The sequence below is a fragment of the Thiothrix subterranea genome (genome assembly GCF_016772315.1).
Lineage (GTDB): Bacteria > Pseudomonadota > Gammaproteobacteria > Thiotrichales > Thiotrichaceae > Thiothrix > Thiothrix subterranea.
The window spans coordinates 621772-642043 of sequence record NZ_CP053482.1; the positions used below are offsets into that span (position 1 = coordinate 621772).

17 protein-coding genes are annotated in these 20272 nt (G+C 50.4%); 10 read left to right on the forward strand and 7 right to left on the reverse strand.

The window, feature by feature from the left end:
• Positions 1-45: 45 nt before the first annotated feature.
• On the reverse strand, positions 46-861 hold the full coding sequence (locus HMY34_RS02950; RefSeq protein WP_202717826.1) for a ferritin-like domain-containing protein: 816 nt from the start codon (positions 859-861) through the stop codon (positions 46-48).
• The gene (locus HMY34_RS02955; protein ID WP_202717827.1) at positions 825-1991 is read right to left on the reverse strand and encodes a glycerate kinase type-2 family protein; all 1167 of its coding nucleotides are present in this window, start codon (positions 1989-1991) and stop codon (positions 825-827) included. The genes HMY34_RS02950 and HMY34_RS02955 overlap by 37 nt, the downstream gene beginning before the upstream one ends.
• 113 nt (positions 1992-2104) lie before the next feature.
• On the opposite strand from HMY34_RS02955, the gene HMY34_RS02960 reads away from it, so the two are divergent.
• Complete coding sequence (locus tag HMY34_RS02960) at positions 2105-2791, forward strand: response regulator transcription factor (protein WP_202717828.1); 687 nt, start codon at positions 2105-2107, stop codon at positions 2789-2791.
• Entirely contained in the window at positions 2791-4971 is a 2181-nt protein-coding gene (locus tag HMY34_RS02965) for a sensor histidine kinase (protein WP_202717829.1), read from the forward strand. Before HMY34_RS02960 ends, HMY34_RS02965 begins: the two co-directional genes overlap by 1 nt.
• A 35-nt stretch (positions 4972-5006) precedes the next feature.
• Here the strand turns inward: HMY34_RS02965 and HMY34_RS02970 are convergent, their stop codons facing one another.
• The 3 genes from HMY34_RS02970 to HMY34_RS02980 all read right to left on the reverse strand — a co-directional run bounded on the left by HMY34_RS02970 (position 5007) and on the right by HMY34_RS02980 (position 9986).
• On the reverse strand, positions 5007-6458 hold the full coding sequence (locus HMY34_RS02970; protein WP_202717830.1) for a vanadium-dependent haloperoxidase: 1452 nt from the start codon (positions 6456-6458) through the stop codon (positions 5007-5009).
• A 364-nt stretch (positions 6459-6822) separates the two neighbouring features.
• Entirely contained in the window at positions 6823-7428 is a 606-nt protein-coding gene (locus HMY34_RS02975) for a hypothetical protein (protein WP_202717831.1), read from the reverse strand.
• Positions 7428-9986, reverse strand: a complete 2559-nt coding sequence (locus tag HMY34_RS02980; protein WP_202717832.1) for a penicillin-binding protein 1A — start codon at positions 9984-9986, stop codon at positions 7428-7430. Before HMY34_RS02980 ends, HMY34_RS02975 begins: the two co-directional genes overlap by 1 nt.
• Positions 9987-10156: 170 nt before the next feature.
• On the opposite strand from HMY34_RS02980, the gene HMY34_RS02985 reads away from it, so the two are divergent.
• The 8 genes from HMY34_RS02985 to aroB all read left to right on the forward strand — a co-directional run bounded on the left by HMY34_RS02985 (position 10157) and on the right by aroB (position 17134).
• Positions 10157-11209 (forward strand): pilus assembly protein PilM, encoded by a 1053-nt coding sequence (locus HMY34_RS02985; protein ID WP_202717833.1) that lies wholly within the window; start codon positions 10157-10159, stop codon positions 11207-11209.
• Positions 11209-11853, forward strand: coding sequence for a PilN domain-containing protein (locus HMY34_RS02990; RefSeq protein WP_202717834.1), 645 nt, complete (start codon positions 11209-11211; stop codon positions 11851-11853). Before HMY34_RS02985 ends, HMY34_RS02990 begins: the two co-directional genes overlap by 1 nt.
• Entirely contained in the window at positions 11853-12497 is a 645-nt protein-coding gene (locus HMY34_RS02995) for a type IV pilus inner membrane component PilO (RefSeq protein ID WP_202717835.1), read from the forward strand. The genes HMY34_RS02990 and HMY34_RS02995 overlap by 1 nt, the downstream gene beginning before the upstream one ends.
• Before the next feature lie 89 nt (positions 12498-12586).
• Positions 12587-13051 (forward strand): pilus assembly protein PilP, encoded by a 465-nt coding sequence (locus tag HMY34_RS03000; protein WP_228287961.1) that lies wholly within the window; start codon positions 12587-12589, stop codon positions 13049-13051.
• Between the two features lie 20 nt (positions 13052-13071).
• The gene (locus HMY34_RS03005) at positions 13072-13734 is read left to right on the forward strand and encodes an AMIN domain-containing protein (protein WP_202717837.1); all 663 of its coding nucleotides are present in this window, start codon (positions 13072-13074) and stop codon (positions 13732-13734) included.
• An 11-nt stretch (positions 13735-13745) separates the two neighbouring features.
• Positions 13746-15482 carry a type IV pilus secretin PilQ gene (locus tag HMY34_RS03010; RefSeq protein ID WP_202717838.1) on the forward strand — a complete coding sequence of 579 codons (1737 nt, stop codon included), beginning with the start codon at positions 13746-13748 and terminating at the stop codon, positions 15480-15482.
• 52 nt (positions 15483-15534) lie between these two features.
• A complete protein-coding gene (locus HMY34_RS03015; RefSeq protein ID WP_202717839.1) occupies positions 15535-16071 on the forward strand; it encodes a shikimate kinase in 537 nt (178 codons plus the stop codon).
• Positions 16058-17134, forward strand: a complete 1077-nt coding sequence (aroB, locus tag HMY34_RS03020) for a 3-dehydroquinate synthase (RefSeq protein ID WP_202717840.1) — start codon at positions 16058-16060, stop codon at positions 17132-17134. The genes HMY34_RS03015 and aroB overlap by 14 nt, the downstream gene beginning before the upstream one ends.
• On the opposite strand, the gene HMY34_RS03025 is transcribed toward aroB, so the two are convergent.
• Positions 17135-18451, reverse strand: a complete 1317-nt coding sequence (locus tag HMY34_RS03025) for a DUF3131 domain-containing protein (protein WP_202717841.1) — start codon at positions 18449-18451, stop codon at positions 17135-17137.
• On the reverse strand, positions 18448-20268 hold the full coding sequence (locus tag HMY34_RS03030) for a glycosyltransferase family 2 protein (protein WP_202717842.1): 1821 nt from the start codon (positions 20266-20268) through the stop codon (positions 18448-18450). Before HMY34_RS03030 ends, HMY34_RS03025 begins: the two co-directional genes overlap by 4 nt.
• Positions 20269-20272 lie beyond the last annotated feature (4 nt).

Here is a 20272-nt window from a genome sequence, read left to right on the forward strand (position 1 = left end):
TTGTAACGATTCAGGGAGTGGCCAGTTAAGCCGATGAGCGGTGTTCTAAACCCAATTTTTTTCCATGTCTACCAACTGCTCCAATTCTTCAGCGCTAAAACCCGCCTGCAAACGTGCCTCGGTATAAAATGGGCCACGCAACGGCACGGGCAAAGCTTCACGGAGTAATTGCCGGAACGTGGCATCGGGTTCTAAGCCACGTTGCGCACAACAGTAATGAAACCAATGCGAGCCAATCCGCACATGCCCGATTTCATCTCGCAGAATAATTGTTAATATTTCAACGGTTTCGGCATCGTCGACTTCGCGTAAACGCTGCATCATACCGGGGGTAACATCCAGCCCACGGGCTTCGAGCACTCGCGGCACCAATGCCATGCGCACCAGCACATCATGGTCGGTCTTACAGGCTTGTTCCCACAGGCCATTGTGCGCGGGTAAGTCACCATAAGCGCAAGAAAAATCCTGCATCCGGGCGCGTAATAAACTGAAATGGTAAGCTTCTTCCGCCGCGACCTGTAACCAATCACCGTAATAAGCATCCGGTAATTCACGAAAACGGTAGACTGCATCCAGCGCCAAATTAATCGCATTAAATTCAATGTGCGCAACCGCGTGTAATAATGCCCGCCGCCCTTCTGGGGTGCTGAGTTTGCGCTGTTTGACATGCTTAGGGTGCACTAACTCCGGCTTGGCGGGGCGACCGGGAATCAAAATAGGCTGCACCGGAAAATTCGACTCATTATCACGCAATAAGTCGCCCTGTTGCCAAGCGGTGTAGAGTTGCTGCGCACCGACCAATTTCTGCTCAATATCCGCTTGCATTAAGCAGGCGTGAGCTGCTCGGTAGAGGTTTTGCATGGTAATTTTAAACCGATAATGACATCCATAACATTCGTACCCGTCGGCCCTGTGTGAATCAGGTCGCCGCTGGCTTCAAGGAATGTACCGGCATCAGCGGCACGTAAACAAGCCCACGGGTCAAGATTTTGCGATTTACCACGCGAGACAGTGCCATTATCGACCAGCGCTCCGGTATCGGCTGTCACGCCATCCGAACCATCCGTCCCGGCAACCAATAGGTAAATGTCATCTTTCGGGTTTAGGCACAGCGCCGCTGCCAAGGCCAAATGCTGATTGCGCCCGCCACGACCGGGATTCAACGGCAATTGCACCGTGGTTTCCGCGCCCCACAGGTAAAGACCGGGAGCGCTCACCTGCAACTGTTCCACACACCATTGCGCCATCACTTCCGCATCACCTTCGATAAAATCAGGCATTAGCTGCACCGGTAAATCGGCTGATTCAGTAGCAGCCATTGCCTCCAGCATTTGGCGATTACTCGCGACAATTTGCCAATCAAACCTGTCATGCGGTGCGGGAAACAATAATCCCGAACCAATTACTGCGGGATCATCACCGGGTACATCAGACATTAGCAAACAAGTGACCGGACGTTCCCCCAAATATTCCCACAATTTGCCGCCTTTAATTAAAGATAGCGCTCGCCGCATCGCATTAATGTCGCTAATAACTGCCCCGTTTGCCAACATCGCTTGGGTCGCTTGTTGCAAGCGTGGCAAGTTCCAGCTCACATCCAATACTTCAACCAAACTGGATGTGCCACCTGAAATCAAAAACAACACGGGCTCATTTTCAGGGAGTGTTTGTAGGTAAGTCAGTAAGATTTGACCAGCCGCTAATGACGATTCATCAGGAACGGGGTGTGCCGCTTCGACGACTTGCACATAAGGCGGGAGCGCAATCGTAACGTGACCGTGTTTAGTGATTAGCAAAGCACTGTTTATCTGCGTAGTTAGGTAGCGGCTTGCCCCCATGAACATAGCTTCAGCCGCTTTGCCAATCGCCACAACATGGCAAGCTTCGCGCTTACCCTTGGCAAGCAATGCTTGGTAAACAGCCATCTCGCCATTGACGGCGCTTAAGCCAGCGGCATAGATTTCTAATAGCAGGGTACGGTGATCGGTCATTTTGTCGTGTTCATTCCTAAGTACATGGGAGCAATAAGTTGATCAATCTACTATACAACACTTAAAAGCCGATGTTCAGCCTCCCCACAGCACCACAGAACAGGGAATCGTTTATGCAACATGCATTAATTGTCGAAGATGTGCCAGAAACTAGCCAATGGCTCCGTGATATTCTTACCCAAACGTTTGGAGACATACGCACCACGCAAAGCATGACCTGCCAGCAAGCGCGTGATGCCCTGCAAACCCAGTATTTCAATTTAGCCTTGCTGGATCTCAATTTGCCCGATGGCAGCGGTATCGACTTGATCAGTTGTGTGCGCCAACGTTGCCCCGATGCTTACATTGTAATCACCACCATTTTTGACGATGAAGAGCATATTCTCAAGGCATTACGGGCAGGTGCGCATGGCTATCTATTGAAAGATTCGCCCGATGCACGGTTCATTCAGAAATTGCGCGGCATTCTCAGCGGCGACCCGCCGTTATCACCGAGTATTTCACGGCGAATATTGCGCTATTTCACGGAAGTAAACGCCGAACAGCCCCAATCTGCGGTGGTCAGTCCCCCGCACACCGAGTCAAGCCAGCTCAATCAACTCAGCCCAAGGGAACAGGAAGTGTTAACACTGGTGGCAAAAGGCTTGAGCCGCAACGACGTGGCAAAATTGTTAACACTTTCCAACAATACCGTGGCGCGTTACATCCGTGATGTGTACCAAAAACTAAACATTTCGAGCCGCGCCGAAGCAGCGGTGGAAGCTTGTCGCATGGGGTTGGTGAATACGGATTCGCACTAATGCGCTGGTTCGCGGCTATTCCCCCGCCCAAGGCGTCGCCCGCGAATGCCTTGTTGTTGGGTTTGGTATTTATTTGTTTGGTTGAAGCGCTGACGTTGTACCTGCACCTGCAATTGCCCTGGACAGGCGTACAACTTGCTGTCAAAGCGCAACAGGTGATTGGACTGGTTTCGCCGGATTCACCTGTTGCGGGTCAGTTAGCCAATGCCAGCGCTTTGCAAGCCATTGAAACCCCGACGGCGCGTATTGAATTGCAACCCCTGCTGCTAATAGAACCGCTGTCTATTCCAACTTATGCTGAACTCAACCAATACATTGCCCTGCAAGCGCAGTTAGCACAGGCATTCACTGGCGATATGCCGGTCAATCTCATCACGGCGGAACAACAACGTATCACCTTATCCATTAAACCCCACACGATGCTTGTGCAGATACCCGCTTTCTTTTGGTGGTTTGCGCTTACCAATATCGCTGGATTATTGGTTGGTGTGGTGGTGTGGACGTATAAGCCGCATACCTTGGAATCCACGTGTTTGTTGTTGGCTTGCCTGAGTTATTACTGTGCCGGTAGCATTTTCCGTTTGCTGATTAGCCGTGAGTTTTACCTGCCCCCTGCTTGGCTTAAGGTCATGATACCGGCAGAGGCATTAGCCATGAATGTGTTTCTGGGGAGTTTATTGACCATTTTGTGCTATTACCCACGGCAAATAGCCGCCAAGTGGGGAATGCTGGCAATCGCTGGCATCATGTTGCTGTTGACACTTAACTATTATTTTCAATGGGTTGCGATGCCTTTGCATATTTACATCACACCCATAACGCCATTTATCGTAATTGGTACTTGGCTGTTTTACAAGCAATGGCAACGGACACGCGGAAACCCGGTTGACCGCACCACGGTATGGGTTTTGCAGTTCTCGACGTTACTACCGGCGTGGTTGATTATGCTGTTGTACGGATTTCCGCTGATGTTTGGGGTACAACCTTTTATCTCAGAAGTGACGACCCGTGCGTTGCTGGTCGCTACGTTTACGGGTTGGGCTGTCGGTATTTTGCGGTTTCGGTTGTTTGAAATTGAGTATTGGTGGTTTCGGTCGTTGCTGTGGTTGGTGGGTGGCAGTGTGGTGCTGATATTGGATTTGGTATTAGCAGCGACGTTTCAGGCTTCAACCGCTTATGCGTTGGGCGGGTCAGTGATCTTAGCGGGTTTTGTGTACTTTCCGTTGCGGCAGTGGTTATTTGAAAAAATCATGCCGGATGAGCGGCAATCCTTACAGGCATTTTTACCGGTGTTTAGCCAAAGCATGGCAGATGCCACGTCTAAAGAAGGCTTTGAGCAACGTTGGCAGGCGGCATTGCAACAACGCTTTCGCCCCTTACATATAGAACGTTTGGCGGAACAAAGCAGCGCGGTGATGTTGGCGGATAATGGTTTGCACCTAACCGTGCCGAGCCTTGGCAATCACCATGCTTATCGACTGAGTGGCAAACAAATGGCGGCGCATTTGTTCAATAAAGCCGATAGGCAGCAAACCGAATCGCTGCTGACGATTGCTCGCATGGCGAGTGTTGCCAGCGAAACCCGCCAACAAACGGTACTGGCGGAACGGCAACGCATTATGGGTGATTTGCATGACAGCGTGGGAGCGCAATTGATGACACTGATGCACAAATTGCCTGACCCAGAACACAAGCAGGCGGCACGGCTGGCATTGACGACGTTGCGGGATACGATTCGTTTATCGCAAAAAACCAGCCCGCTGCGCTTGGTCGATCAAGTGGCGGATTGGCGGGTGGAGATTGCGGAAAGAGCGGAGGCGGCTGGGGTGGAATTGGTGTGGCAGCAGGGGGAGTTGAATGGGTTTGCATTGAGTGCTAAGCAGGTGTTGGAATTGTCACAGGTTCTGCGTGAGGCAGTGAGTAATGCGTTGCGCCATGCGTTGCCGGAGGTGTTGGAGATTGGGATTTCGGTTAAAGCGCAGCGTTTGCATGTTTGCATTATGAACGATGGGCGAGTGTCCCTGCCCGCAACGTGGCGGGCGGGGACGGGGATGAGTACCATGCAAAAGCGGGTACATGGGTTGGGTGGGCATATTCAGTTTCGACTGACGGCGTTACCGAAGGCGAAAATGCAGGTGTTGTTGAATGTGCCGCTGTACGCTACCACCCCCGACAGGTGATTTGGGTAAACTGGATATTGAAACCCGCATTAGTTTCAGCTACCAGACCAAAGCTTGTAAGCTTTATTAAAAACTTGTGTACCGACTTTTTCACCCAAATCTAACCCAACCACATTACCTTCATAGAAATGGATGCCTCCAAATAAACGCGACTCCCCAGCCTCTCTTGCCGCACTAGTAAATGTCGGCCAAGATAAAACCACATCAGTTACTGCTTCACTCGGATCTGCTTTTAACGGAGAGTTTTGTGCATAGAAAAAGCCAAATCGATCACTTCCCGTAAATTTTTTCAATACTGTAGCAGCAGCCATGGAAAAACCGCTATGTCCCGATGTAAACTCTGCAAATGGTGGAGTGGGAAATGAAGCCACTTGGAAAGGCTTCCACGTTTCACCCTGAATTTCTTGTATTCCTTTTCCTGCTCCTGCCCAACCTAATATTTTTCTACCACCAAATAAGTAGCGGATAGCGGTAATGGGTCGAACATAATCAAAAGCCACCTTTGCATCCCAAGTCGCAATACTTGCATCAAATACTGCATTTGCCACTAAAAACAGTAACTTCACACTATTATCAATAGAATAATCAGCATCGGCTTCGCCACCATAATCACGCTCTAGGACAAAAGCAGCGAACTCAGTCCAATGCCCCGGTGGTAATTCAGAGTTAGGACCATCAGCCCAATATTCGGCAATCACTTTCTGTTCTGGTGTTAGTTTTACTTGTATATCCATAACGTGACGAGCTTGATCCAGAAAACCCTGAGATAAAACAGGTTGAGGAGGTGCTGGTCTAAATTGCTGTCCATTCTCTAGTGAAAATGGCACAACACCGCCCCAATGTGGAGTAATGAATTTAGGTGAAACCGCAACATTATGAATATTCAAATAGGTTAAAGACTGCCATCTATCAGGAAAGTCGATCGCATCCATCGTAGCAGGCAAAATAACAGACATTGGTTTGTTAACTGATTGATAACCTGATGTGTCATCATAAAGATTGTCCTGATTTGCAAAGTCATTATGTCGACTTTGTAGAATACGATCAGCCATAATATTAGCAATACCAACTGGATTATCAGAGTTTGTATTGGTATCACCTAGCATAATGCCTTCTTTTCTTAGCAGAGCTTCTAAGCGAAATTGATATTCATCTTTAAAGGAATTGCACTTAACCTCACATACTGGTGAAAATGCAGAAGGAGGAAACTGATCTATTATTCCGCGATATGCTGCTTGAGAAATAGCTTTACGTTTATTTGCCAATGTACATTGTGGCTCAGGACATCGTATAGGATTACCAATACTTGGGTTTGCTACAGGATCATAGGCAGACCAAGAGTCATAAATAATGGTGTAAATAATACCTAATGATCTTGCAATTTGAGGAGGACCACCGCGATTACGTTCTTTAGACTCTACGGGTAGTTTACCTAACGCACGAATCGCATCTAATACTAGATTGTTCCATTCAATCAACAAATTCATTGCCTACTCCTTAATGAATAACATTTCTTTAGTTAAATGCAAATATTTCAAGTACTCACGCATAAATTCGCCGTAACCTCGCAACCACAAATAAGTATTAGTTTGTGTCGGAATTTTTTGGGATAATTTATGGAAAGGTATTTATTAGAAATCACTAAAGGATTTCGTTATGCACTGATAAATGCTGAATAGCAATTACCAAAATCAAAAAAGGATTAGCAGATAGTCTTTCCTTATCGGTGCTCATAACATACGTCCTGTAAGTTTTTCTGCTTACAGAGTAAAGCCATTTTCACGACGCAGACACTACCTATTTGAATACACTCGAATGAGTCAAGGTCTGTTGATGTTTAAATATTGATGGTCAAATAACATTCAACAACGCCGCCACTTTCTTCCGATCCGCCCGCTTCATCGCCTTGCCCGTGATCGGGCTAATCGGCGCACTCGCAAAGCGATCATCGTGGGGAAATACCATCAACTCCACTTCCACATCATCCACATAAAAACGCAACAGCGGGAAATATTCCTGCTTTTTATTACCCAAACGGGTACGGCGCTCGTGTACTTGAAACGGAATGTGTTGATCTTCCAGAAAAAACATCACCTGTTCCACCCCATCGGCTGACAAATACAGCGTCACCGCCGAATGCGGGCTGGAGGTTCCCTCCAACGCTGCACCTGTCAAATAAGGGTTGTAGGCTTGCAAAAACTCCATCGCTTCCAACGCCACTTCACGGTGCTGGCGCAACAACGCAGGTTGCGTCTCCGCATCGAACAATTGAATGCGTTGATGAATTGACGCCTCAATCTCTTCATTGGTCGGCTGGGAACTGCCGTGCGCGGAAACACCCAACTGTTCGGCTGCCCGCAACTTCGCCAAGCGGTAATCGCGCATTCCCTCTTCGTAAATCAGGCGGGCGGCTTCTTCCGCCACCAAATGGCGGGTTTCTTCACGGGTATTACGCATTAGAACAATTGCTCAGGAATTTCTACCCGTTCCGGTGTACGTTGCGGAGCAGGTGCACGCGGCGCTCCCCCGTTTTGGGCAGCTTGACGCGGGGCAATATCACGCTCACTTTTATACTGAAAGCCAGCATTTGAACGCTCAGCACGCTCTGTACGCCGCTGCGGTTTATCGTTCTCAATGCCCAAATCCAAATCCGCTTCTTTAATATCCACCGGCTTTTCCCATTCTTTCGACGGTTCACCCTTCAAAACACGGTGCATGAAATCAATCCACATCGGCAACGCTACATTGGTCGCCGTTTCGCCCTCGCCTAACTTCGCCATGTCGTCAAAACCGACCCAAGCGACCGTCACAACGCTTGGCGTGAATCCGCAAAACCATGCATCTTTTTGATCATTGGTGGTGCCAGTTTTACCCGCAATGTCTTTACGGTTCAAACTGCGTCCGGCACGCGCTGCTGTTCCTGACTGGGTAACATCCTGCATCATGCTCACAATCTGGTAATGCGCTCTGTTATTCAAAATGCGTTTAGCCGCCGGATAAACCCCCTCTTCGCCTACTTTGGGGCGTTCAACAGCCGCCGTTTCCCAAATGGGTTTGTCATCAGCCGCTTTAGCAGGCACAGCCGTCTTGCCATCCTTGCCTTCGTAATCCTTTGCGGGCAGATCAGTGTTGTCTGTGACTTTTTTCTCGACCACACACACATCGGTTTCACCGGCGCAAATTCTGGGTGAAGTCTCTTTAAACAATACCTGATGGTTACGGTCTTCAATTTTGGTAATAAAGTAACTGTCGACTTTGTAACCGCCGTTCGCAAACACCGCGTAAGCCGTTGCCATTTCCATCGGCGTGGTCATGGCAGTGCCTAAAGCCAGCGTCAAATTGGGGGGCAAATTTTCCTTGGGAAAACCGAATTCGTGCGCAAAATCAATGGTGTAATTAATCCCAATGCTGCGCAATAAACGAATAGAAACCAGATTGCGTGATTTTGCTAACGCTTCGCGTAACGTGGTCGGGCCAATGTATCTGCCGCCGAAGTTTTCAGGTTTCCAATTACTCCCCGGAATATCAAGCGGTGCATCGTTCACCACACTGGCGGGCGTGAAGCCTTTCGACAAAGCCGCCGCATACACAATCGGCTTAAAGCTGGAACCCGGCTGGCGCATGGCTTGCGTCGCCCGATTGAATTTGGAATGCTGGAAATCAAAGCCCCCCATCACCGCACGCACCGCACCGTCAGTCGGATCCAGTGAGACCAAAGCCCCACCAACAGTCGGCACTTGCGAAAGCACCCAAGTATTTTTTTCTTTATCGGTTTGGCGTAAGCGCACAATCTCACCCGGACTCAAGACATCGCTCACTCGCTTAGGGGAAGAGCCACGGCGGTCTTCGCTTTTAAACGCCCGCGCCCACTTCACCGCATCCAAATTCAACGTTACACGGGTTTCACCCACCAATAATTCAGCGCTGCTGGCTCCGGCTTGCAGCACTAAGGCGGGGTGCAAATCGCCAAACGTGGGGTAAGACGAGAGCTTGTCGCGCATCTCATCCTCATTTTTCAATTCACTCAAGGATAATTTGTCTTCAGCACCGCGATAACCGTGCCGTTGGTCATAGGCGGACAAGGATTTGCGTAACGATTCGGCGGCTTCTTTTTGGGTAGCGGAATCCAAGGTGGTGTACACGTGATAACCTTGGGTGTAAGCATTGGCCTCACCAAAACGCTTTACAATGTCTGCACGCACCATTTCGGCAAGGTACGGTGCATCCGCATCAATCTCGGTTTTATGGCGTTGCGCGGTATTGGGTTCGTTGATGGCGATTTGGTAGTCATCGGGGGAAATATGACCAAGTTCCAACATGCGCTTGAGGATGTAGTTGCGGCGGATCATGGCGCGTTCAGCGTTAGCCAGCGGGTTATAACGCGACGGTGCTTTGGGCAATCCGGCAATCATCGCACTTTGCGCTAAGGTCAGTTCCGCCAAGGTTTTGCCGTAGTAAATTTCCGCAGCGGACGCAATGCCATACGCGCGATTGCCCAAATAAATTTTATTAAGGTAGAGTTCCAGAATCTGGGGCTTATCCAGCGTCTGTTCCATTTTAATGGCTAATAGGGTTTCTTTAAGCTTACGCTCGAAATTTTTACCGGAATCCAGAAAGGAATTTCGCGCCAACTGCATGGTAATGGTGCTGGCACCTTGGCTGGCAGAACCCGTGGAAATCACACTGCGCAATGCCCGTAACACCCCTTTTATATCAACCCCTTGGTGTTCATAAAAGCGAGCATCTTCAATGTCTAAAAATGCCTGTTGCAGATTTTTAGGCACATCATCCAATTTCACCGGGCGACTGCGGTGTTCGCCGTATTCAGCCAACAATGCGCCATCGCGGGCATAGATACGCAGCGGCACTTGAATGTCGATTTTACGTAACTCTGCCGCATCAGGTAACTGGGGGGCATAGTGGGAATAAAGCGCAAACAATCCCAACGCCCCTAAAGTGAGGAGCGCGAAAAAAGCGCCTAAAACAAGCTGGAAGAATTTATAGATGAACCGCATGACTACATTGGACTTTTATTCATTTACGCACGGCTTCCGTTTATCTGAAAGCACGCCACCCAAGACGGGCAGAGTAGACTAATTTAGGATTCGACGCTACCATTGACCTGAAAATAATTAAAAGATACGCCCCACAACGTTTAATAATAACAATAACCTCGGAATTGCCTGTGTTTTCAATATATCCTCGTAAAGAAAGCTTACTCGGTCTGGACATCAGCTCTTCCGCCATAAAACTGGTGGAAATGACCCGTAAGGGACGCGACTACCGGATTGAAAGTTATGCCGTTGCCCCCCTACCGGAGGGCGTTGCCAATGAAAAAGACATCGTAGAGCCGGAACCCGTGGGCGAAGCCATCCGCAAAGCCTTGCGTGATAGCCGCTCTAAACTGAAGCATTGCGCCTTGGCGATTCCGACGTCGATGGCTATTAGCAAAATTATTCCCATGCCCGCCTCCATCCCCCAAGCAGAACTGGAAGCGCAAATGTCGATGGAAGCCGAGCAGCACATCCCCTACCCCATGAACGAGGTCAATTACGACTTTGAAATTCTGGGACCGTCCGCCAATTCGCCGGAAACCGTGGATGTGTTACTGGCTGCCACCCGCTCAGAAAACGTCGAAGTCCGGGTAGCCGCTGCTGAAATGGCCGGTTTAACCGTGGATATTGTCGATACCGAAACCCACGCACTGGAAAAAGTCCTACGCCACTTGACCAACGAATTGGAACAACACGATTCACTGGCGATCGTCGACTTTGGCGCGACCATGACCGGCATTAGCGTGTTCGAGCGCAGTCGTCTCACGTTTTCCCGCGAGCAAGCGTTCGGTGGACGTCAACTCACCGAAGAAATCATGCACCGCTACGGGCTGACTTGGCAGGAAGCAGGCTTAGCCAAAAAAGAAGGCAATTTACCGGAAAACTACGTATCCGAAGTGCTGGAACCGTTTAAAGACAATATGGTGCGCCAATTGCACCGTTTTCTTCAGTTTTACTACGCCTCCAGCCAGAAAGACAGCGTGGCACAAATCCTGATTTGTGGCGGTTGCGCCCGTATTCCCGGCGTGGACGAACAAATTCAATCCACCATCGGCATTCCGGTCAGGGTCATTAACCCCTTCACACGGGTAGCATTAGGGCCGCGTGTCAGCCCGGTGCGTTTCACCAATGATATGCAAGCCTTGCTGATTGCAGCAGGTCTATCACTGCGAGGATTGGAATAATGGCTGGCCTAAACCTCCTGCCTTGGCGGGAAAAAGCACGCGAGGAAAACAAAAAGCAATTCTTCGCCCTCGTGGGCGGCAGTGTCCTATTAGCGGCGGCCGCAGTGTTTGGTGCGCACCAATACATGCAATACGCCATCGAACACCAAGAGCAGCGCAACCAATATTTAAGCACGCAAATTGCCGAGTTGGATAAGCAAATCAAAGAAATTGAGCAACTGGATGCCACGCGCCAAGCGTTACTGGATCGGATGCAAGTCATCGAAGATTTGCAAAGTACCCGCCCCGCTATCGTGCATTTGTTTGATGAAATGGTGAACGCCCTCCCCAAAGGCATGTACCTGCTGCACTTGAAACAAGATGGCACCAAAGTAGAACTCGAAGGCAAGGCAGAATCCTACGCACGGGTTTCCAGCTACATGAACCGGCTGGATGCTTCGCCTTGGTTGAGTTCATCCAACTTGAACATTATTTCCACCAAAAAAGAAGGCGATAACGGGGAATTGGTGCTCAGGGACTTCAAATTGGATGTGACGCAATTGCTGCGTCAAACACAAGATGAGGCTAACGCGGCGCCAAGCAAACCCAAAACCGGCACACCTCCCGCTGCCAAAAAACCGAACAAAAAACAGGAGGGCGGTTGATGAAGATGCACGAACTCAATAATCTGGCTGATGATCCCGGTAGCGTCTCTTGGTCAATCAAGGCGCTGGCGCTAGGGGTCATCATGATCGTTATTTTAGTGCTGGGCTACCAACTCGTTATTGTGGATGAGCTGGAGGCACTCGCCAATGTCGAATCCAAAGAGCAACAATTGCGTACCGACTTGGAAACCAAACAAAAACGCGCCAGCCAATTGCCACAATACCAAGCCCAAATGGAAGAAATGCAGCGCTCTTTCAGCGTCTTGTTGCGCCAATTGCCTAGCGATACCGAGATACCGGGCTTGATTCTGGATATTTCCGAAAAAGGCTTATCCAATGGCTTGGAATTGGAACTCTTTGAACCACAAAATGAAGTGCAGATGGAGTTTTACGCGGAAAAACCCATTAAAATTATTGCCAAAGGTTCATACCGCGAACTGGCAACCTTTGTCAGTGATATTTCCGGGTTGTCACGCATTGTGACCATCAACAATATCGACCTAAAACCCGAAGAGCAAAGCGGACGCTTGCGTTTAGAAGCGACGTTAAAAACCTATCGCTATTTAGAAGACGGTGCCGAGGGTGATACGCCTGCTAAACCCAATAATAAAGTTGCCAGCAGCACCAAGGGGAATAAAGGATGAAAACACCAGCACCCACCCCATTCGTCGCGTCTATTAAGTTAATATCAAGTTTTAGCTTATTATTCTTATTGACGGCCTGTAATAGTGACATGAGTGATTTAGAACAATACGTGCAAAGTGTTAAGGCGAAACCAGCCGCGCCAATTGACCCGATTCCCGAAATAAAACCTTATGTACGGTTTATTTACCCTGGACACGAATTAAATCCGTTTGATTCCAAGATTCTTGCACCCGATACCGTGGCAGACCCCGGCAGCGCCATTATGCCCGACGCGAATCGTGTCCCTGAATTTTTGGAAGGTTTTCCGTTGGACAGCCTGCGCATGGTTGGCACGCTCAACCAAAATGGCGCATTGTGGGCGCTTATCCGCATCCCGGATGGTGCTATTCACCGCGCTCGTGCAGGCAATTACCTCGGTAAAAATCACGGCAAAATCAATAAAGTTGAAGAAACCAAAGTGATGGTTCAGGAAATTGTCGAAAACGGTTTTGGTGGTTTTAAAGAACGGGAAAATGCCATCGCCCTCTCTGACCTTAAAGATGTAAAAAAATAATACACAGGACTAGCAACAAAATGAAAACAATAAAGCAAAGTGTTGCGTTGGCAATTCTCGTGGCCTGCACCCCTGCCAGCAGCTTGGTGTTTGCAGCCGATAAGCAACTGCAAAATATCACCGCGCAAGCAACAGGCAATAAAACCGAAGTTCAATTGCAATTCAGCTCCCCTGTGCAATTGCCCCAAGGTTTTCTCATGGAAAATCCTTCACGGCTAGTCTTTGATTTTCCTGCGACCGACGTTGCACCCAATACCCGCAGCAAAGCGGTTAACTTGGGAAATGTGCAAACCATTGATGCCGCCAATAACCAAGGCAAAGCACGGGTAGTGGTGCACCTGAATGGCTTGGTCAACCACACGCTAGAATCCCGTGGCAACACCGTTGTCATGTTATTCGACAATAACGGCAAACAACAAACAACGCCCAACGTGCAGCGCAGCGGCAAAGCCAGCGCCGATAATTTTGCCCCCGCACCCAAACCGTCCACCGTGGAGACGCAAAATCTTGCGTCTCTACCCCCAACCGTGACGCCAGCCAGCCAAACGTTACCATTGCCAGAATTGCCCGTTCCCGCCGCGCTGCCGAAAGATTACGCTTGGTATACGCCACCGGATGCTGTCGCTCCGCCAGCACCCGTGGTTATGCCTGCCCCCGTGGTCATGCCCCCCCTAAAGCTGTAATCGCCTCTCCGATGGCAGCAAAACCCGCACCGTTGGCAAGCGTCGCTACCCCAGCACCAATGCCAGTAGCCGCACCAGCCAACACTGTATCGCAATTACAAAGCGTGGATTTCCGGCGTGAACCCGACGGTAGCGGGCGCATGATCATTAATTTACCTTCCGCTGACACCAATGTTAGCGATAGCAAAAGCGGTAACACCATTACCGTTACCTTGGCGGACGTTGACGTGCCTGCGAATTTGCAAAAACGCATGGATGTGATGGACTTCGGCACGCCCGTGAGCAGCATCGACGTGGCGCAACGGAATGACGGGGCGCGAATTCGCCTTTCCAGCCACGAAGGATTTGAATACCGCACCAATCGCAACGGCAATGAATACACCGTTTACATCGACAAACTCAAAGTATCGGCTGAAGAAAAACTCGCGAGTGAACAAAAAAAGAAGACCTTTACCGGCGAAAAACTCTCGCTCAATTTCCAAGACATTGAAGTGCGGGCGGTATTGCAATTGCTGGCTGACTTCACCGACAAAAATATCGTCGTCAGTGACACCGTAGCGGGCAATATTACGGTGCGCCTCAAAGATGTGCCGTGGGATCAAGCGCTCGACATCGTGCTCGAATCCAAAAATCTGGCCATGCGCGAAAACGGCAACGTCATCTGGGTCGCGCCTGCCGCCGAATTGACCGCGAAGGAACAGCAAGAGCTGCAATCCATCAAAGCCAAGCAAGAATTAGAACCGTTGGTGACAGAATATATTGCCATTAATTTCGCCAAAGCCAGCGAACTGTCGGCGTTGATTGAAAAATCCAAAGGCGAAGACAAACAATCCCTGCTCTCCCCGCGCGGCAAAGTATCGGTAGATGAACGCACCAATACTCTGTTGGTGCAAGACACGGCAACACAAGTCAAAGCCATCCGCGATCTCGTCAAAGCACTGGACGTTCCGGTCGAACAAGTCTTAATAGAATCACGCATTGTCATTGCCAATGACACCTTCGGCAAAGAACTCGGCGCACGTTTCGGCATTACACCAAACTGGATCAATCAAGACAGCATTGGCATTGGTACTGGGCATCTTGGCTCCGGCACTGACGATTACTGGGAAAGTGCGACCAAAGCACTGGCTGACCCTACCGGCGACAATACCGTAACAATTCCCGGCCTCAGCGACCGCCTCAGCGTCAACCTGCCTGTCACCGGCGCGATTGGCAGCTACGGCTTCTCCATTTTGAGTAAGGATTTCTTGGTCGATCTCGAACTCTCTGCCTCACAAGCCGAAAGCAAGAGCGAGACCATTTCCAGCCCACGGGTGATCACCTCCAACCAAACCAAGGCGTTGATCGAACAAGGTGTAGAAATTCCGTACCTGCAAGCGTCTTCCAGCGGTGCGGCGAACGTTGCCTTCAAAAAAGCGGTGCTCAGTCTTGAAGTCACGCCACAAATCACCCCGGACGAACACATTTCCATGGATTTGAAAGTGAATCAGGACACCGTGGGGCAAATCTTCTCCGGCGTCCCCAGCATCAACACCCGTGAAGTGCAAACCAAAGTGCTGGTAGAAAACGGGCAAACGGTGGTGCTCGGTGGCGTGCATGAGGAAGAAAACCTGAGCGGCACGACCAAAGTTCCGGTGTTAGGCGATGTGCCGGTGTTAGGCCGACTGTTCCGCACCGACAACAACAGCAACAAGAATCGTGAGCTACTGATTTTTGTTACCCCGAAAATTGTGGACAGTAAACGCTAAAGCAGTCCACAAGCTGCTTGATTCCCGCGCCCAGTGCTGGCATAAATCCCCCATGCAAAACAGTATCATTCTGGTGGGATTGATGGGCGCGGGAAAATCCACCATAGGCCGACAACTTGCGCGACGACTGAACCTAACCTTCTACGATTCCGACAGGGTGATCGAAGAGCGCACGGGTGTCAGCATCCCCACCATCTTTGAGCTTGAAGGAGAAGCTGGCTTTCGCGAGCGCGAAGAACAAGTCATCGCCGAACTCACCGCCCTTCCCGACATATTACTCGCCACCGGCGGCGGCAGTGTTTTGCGCGAAACCAACCGCCAACATCTCAAAACCGGCGGGTGTGTAATCTACTTACGGGCTTCCGCCGACCAACTGTTTCAGCGCATCAAACACGACCGCAGCCGCCCCTTGATGCAAACCGAAAACCCGTTGCAAACCTTACGCAACCTGCTAAAAACCCGCGAGCCGTATTATCTGGAAGTCGCTGATTTAGTTGTGCCAACGGGCAAACAAAAAGTGAACGTTATCCTGCGCGAAATCCACAACAAACTCAAACAATTACAGGAAGTTACCCATGCAAACCCTTAATCTCGACCTTGGCGAGCGCAGCTATCCGATTCACATCGGGCAAGGCTTGCTGCAACAGTCCGAGCTGGTCACGCCGCACATTCGTGGCAAAAGCGCGGTCGTCGTGTCCAACACCACAGTTGCACCGCTGTATTTGGAAACCACACAACGTTTGCTGATGGGTTTGAAACACTCCGCCGCCATCTTGCCTGATGGTGAAAGCTACAAAAACCTCGATGTCCTCAACCAGATTTACACCCACTTGCTGGAAAACAAGGCGGATCGCAAAACCACGCTGATTGCGCTCGGCGGCGGTGTCGTGGGTGACATGACGGGGTATGCGGCTGCCAGCTATCAACGCGGCATCAACTTCATCCAGATTCCCACCACCTTGCTGGCAATGGTCGATTCTTCCGTCGGCGGCAAAACTGGCGTGAATCACCCGCTCGGCAAGAACATGATCGGCGCATTCCACCAGCCGCAATGCGTGCTGATCGACACTGACAGTCTGAATACGCTGGCTGACCGCGAACTGAGTGCAGGCATTGCTGAAATCGTGAAATACGGTTTGATTCGTGATCCCGCCTTCCTGCAATGGCTGGATACCAACATGGATAAGCTGCTGGCGCGTGACCCCGAAGCGTTGACCTATGCGATTTTCCGCTCCTGCGAACACAAAGCCGAAGTCGTCGCGGCAGATGAACGTGAGTCTGGGCAACGCGCCTTGCTGAATCTGGGGCATACCTTCGGTCACGCGATCGAAGCCGCAATGGGTTACGGCAACTGGTTGCACGGCGAAGCGGTTGCAACCGGCATGGTGATGGCAGCGGAATTGTCGCAGCAAATGGGCTGGCTGGTGGCGGATGACGTGGCTTACACGCGCCACATTTTGCAACGCGCTAACTTGCCAGTTGACCCGCCCGCGCAAATGACGGGCGAAGACTTCACCCGCTATATGTCAGTAGACAAGAAAGTGTTGGATGGCACATTACGCCTCATCTTGATGAAATCGCTGGGTGAATCCATCGTCACCGCCGACTTTGATCCGGCGGCACTCAAGCGCGTCTTGAACCGGGAAATCTGATTATTTCCCCAACTTCATCAGCTTGCCGCCCTGCTTATACGCCAACGCTTCCAAGATGATGCCGTTGGTGTTGGCGGTAAGCGCTTTGTTGGGCTGACCGCTGACCTCATACAAACCGGAATACCAACCGCGTTCGGGGTCAGCCAAGGTCGCCGCCTTCTCCACCAGTTTCTGGGTATAATCGGTTTCATACAGCGCGTGCCAGCCAAATGCTGCCTTGGTACTCAACGTTTTAAACTGGCTGGCATCTTCGCCCTTCTCCGTGATAGCGTTCCAGATTTTGCCATCGGTAAACACCGTGTTGTAAACGAAGTACGGCGGCTGGTCGATATTGTCTTCCGACACGGCGGTGAGAATGCCCGTTTCGGCAAAGCGCTTTTCCTGTGCCTTATACACACGCCATGCCAATTCTTGCGACAGGTGATCCCAACCGAATTCCACGCCATCCAGAATGTACGGTTCACTCACCACGTAGTTGTGCGCTCCGTATTGCTGCGCACTGCGGCTATCGGTGGCAACTTGAATCCCGCTAATATCCACAAACTTGAGGTAATCGGTGTAACGCAGTGAATTGGAAACATCCAGCCCCATCAGATTGAAGGACTTGGCAGCATATTCTTCATAGCCCAAACGCCCTTCCTGTAGGTATTCGGTTTTGCCATCATCACTAACCGCCGCGCCATACAATACGCCCTGCACCAACATCGGCGCGGTATCCCACGTTTCCAACACCCGCTTAACCGATGCAGTGTGTTGCGGGTAATGCCAAGTCAGCACGTTAAACGGCACGAGTACACGCCCGATGTCGATTGCCGACCAGCCAATGCCTTTTTCGCTCGGCTGATTGTTGTAATCCACCATTTGTAAGGAAATCGTGTTGTAGGATTTATTCGGCAACTTGCCTTCAAACAGTGGCATTTTCGTCAAAGAATCCAAGGCTTTGAAAATACGCGCATCGAATTCGGTTTGATCAATAATCCCTAAGCGTTGCGCCGCAATCACCGCCATCAAATACGACGAAGTATCCCACAACGTGGAGGCGTTATACTTATCAACCGAATTCACCAGCCCCGTTCCAGGAATCGTGTTGTTCTGAAAATACTTCCACGCCGTTTTTGCCCACGCCATTTCCTGCGCGGTTAAGGCACGCGGCGGCGCAATGTTTACCTCAGTGCTGATGTCGATCATTGCCTCCGGGGTATTCGCATTGCCCACACTAAGCCCTTCCAACCAACCCACCAAACCAAACGCGGTGACTAACCCTGTCAAAAAAATCAAATGGCTACGCGCACGCACCAAGCCCTGTTTAAAACTCATACTGTCACCTCTTCTTCTGGTCGCCAAAACGCCGCCATCACAATCCCACTCAACGCCAAAATATTATTCAGCCCCCAAAACAGATTGGTCAGAATTCCACCCATCGAATAATCATCGTTACCCAGCACAAAAAACTGCACGCTGGCATACGCAATCCCCAGCACCGTCAACACAATCACCGCAAATTGCGGCAGCACCAGATGGAAAAAATTACCTTCTTGCCGGTCTTTTGGTGTCACCGGAAACTTAATCTGTTCACCCTTCAACACCGTCCAAATCGCCTGAAGATTCACCGGGAAAAATGACAAGTAACTGGCTTTGGAACGGTAGCCCGCAATTCCCCATGTCCCCACCATAAACGCCAATTCCATCGCAATCAGGAACGGCAAAATGTGCAGGAAAAAATCCCCGGTGTAAGCACTCACCGGCGCAATCCCACTAAACAAATACACCAAAGGTGCTGCCAAAAACATCATATTCCAGATACCACCAAGGTATGACCATGCCGTTGCGCCATACATCAAGCGTTGCGCCCAACTCATGCCTTTGCGCGTCATCGGATTGTCGTGCATGACAATATCCAATGTACCGCCTGCGTATTTAAAGCGTTGCACTGTCCAACTCAACAAGTCTTGCGGCGACAACATTTTGGATTCAACCGCCGGATGCAGCACCGATTTCCAATGCCGATCTTCATCCGAATGCAGCACAATCGAGGTGTAAATATCTTCCGAAACGTGGAAACGGTACGGGGTAAATTCCTCTTCGCCCGCTACCTGATGGCGCATTTCCTGCACCAAACCGCTGTCGAGTGCTTCCCCACCCATCAGCTTTTGCAACTGTTTGGACTGCTTACCGACCTGCTTTTCGATGGTATCGGAATAGGTTTTGAGCGCCGCTTCCATCACTGCTTCACGCCGATGGATCGAGCCTGCCCCGCAACAAAACGACGCATTCGCCCAGTTACGGCGGCGTTGGATAATGTCGTAAAACATTTTTGGCTCATTCACGAACGGGTCTTCGCCCACGCGCATTTCACCGATCATTGCTTCCACGCCTTTGCCCAGCCAACGACCGGGGGCTTTCAAGTATTTACCCAACACATCGGGTAAACGTTTGCCTTCCGGCAGGTCGAAAAACCATTGCGGAGTTTGCACCCACGCCACGTCAGGGTCGCGAAAATAGCCGAGCGTGTGTTCCAAAATTGTCGGAAACGGGCGCGTATCGGCATCGCAAATCACAATGAAATCACCGTGGGTTTGCTCCATCGCATTGCGCAAATTGCCTGCTTTGAAACCGATATTGCTGGTGCGGGTGATGTAACCCACACCCTCTTCTTCCGCGACTTGGCGCATTTCCGCGCGTTTGCCATCATCCAACACGAAAATTTTCAGTTCAATCGAATGCGGATATGTCACCTTTTTGGCATCACGGATACTCAGGCGTACCAGCTCCACATCTTCATTGTAGCTAGGGAAAAACACATCCACCTTCAGCGGGCGTTCTTCGCCATGATCAGGGCGCACCACTTCACTGAGTGTCGAAGGCGGCGGCAATTGCTCATAATCCTGCACTTTCCACAAGTTGAACACGAACAAGCCCAGCCCAAAATAGGAGGCGGTTTCCGCAAATGCCAGCGGAATCGCATACCACAGCGCATCCGGATTAAGCGAAGCCGTCCACCGCCACCACAAATACCACGCCCCCAAGGTCAAGGCGATGACGGCGAGAAATTGCCAAATGCTTTCCGTTACCGCCGAATATTCCAGCGGCGGTTCGGGTTTGCGGTCTTCAAACTTGTCGAAATAGAATCCCATAACT

What these genes read in the sequence shown, in the direction of transcription:
- HMY34_RS02990 (WP_202717834.1), top strand. Translation starts at nt 11,209, where the DNA reads ATGGCTGGCCTAAACCTCCTGCCTTGGCGGGAAAAAGCACGCGAGGAA.
- HMY34_RS02950 (WP_202717826.1), bottom strand. Translation starts at nt 861, where the DNA reads ATGCAAAACCTCTACCGAGCAGCTCACGCCTGCTTAATGCAAGCGGAT.
- HMY34_RS02980 (WP_202717832.1), bottom strand. Translation starts at nt 9,986, where the DNA reads ATGCGGTTCATCTATAAATTCTTCCAGCTTGTTTTAGGCGCTTTTTTC.
- HMY34_RS02970 (WP_202717830.1), bottom strand. Translation starts at nt 6,458, where the DNA reads ATGAATTTGTTGATTGAATGGAACAATCTAGTATTAGATGCGATTCGT.
- HMY34_RS03025 (WP_202717841.1), bottom strand. Translation starts at nt 18,451, where the DNA reads ATGAGTTTTAAACAGGGCTTGGTGCGTGCGCGTAGCCATTTGATTTTT.
- HMY34_RS03000 (WP_228287961.1), top strand. Translation starts at nt 12,587, where the DNA reads ATGAGTGATTTAGAACAATACGTGCAAAGTGTTAAGGCGAAACCAGCC.
- HMY34_RS02960 (WP_202717828.1), top strand. Translation starts at nt 2,105, where the DNA reads ATGCAACATGCATTAATTGTCGAAGATGTGCCAGAAACTAGCCAATGG.
- HMY34_RS02965 (WP_202717829.1), top strand. Translation starts at nt 2,791, where the DNA reads ATGCGCTGGTTCGCGGCTATTCCCCCGCCCAAGGCGTCGCCCGCGAAT.
- HMY34_RS02975 (WP_202717831.1), bottom strand. Translation starts at nt 7,428, where the DNA reads ATGCGTAATACCCGTGAAGAAACCCGCCATTTGGTGGCGGAAGAAGCC.
- aroB (WP_202717840.1), top strand. Translation starts at nt 16,058, where the DNA reads ATGCAAACCCTTAATCTCGACCTTGGCGAGCGCAGCTATCCGATTCAC.
- HMY34_RS02995 (WP_202717835.1), top strand. Translation starts at nt 11,853, where the DNA reads ATGAAGATGCACGAACTCAATAATCTGGCTGATGATCCCGGTAGCGTC.
- HMY34_RS03015 (WP_202717839.1), top strand. Translation starts at nt 15,535, where the DNA reads ATGCAAAACAGTATCATTCTGGTGGGATTGATGGGCGCGGGAAAATCC.
- HMY34_RS03010 (WP_202717838.1), top strand. Translation starts at nt 13,746, where the DNA reads ATGGCAGCAAAACCCGCACCGTTGGCAAGCGTCGCTACCCCAGCACCA.
- HMY34_RS02955 (WP_202717827.1), bottom strand. Translation starts at nt 1,991, where the DNA reads ATGACCGATCACCGTACCCTGCTATTAGAAATCTATGCCGCTGGCTTA.
- HMY34_RS03005 (WP_202717837.1), top strand. Translation starts at nt 13,072, where the DNA reads ATGAAAACAATAAAGCAAAGTGTTGCGTTGGCAATTCTCGTGGCCTGC.
- HMY34_RS03030 (WP_202717842.1), bottom strand. Translation starts at nt 20,268, where the DNA reads ATGGGATTCTATTTCGACAAGTTTGAAGACCGCAAACCCGAACCGCCG.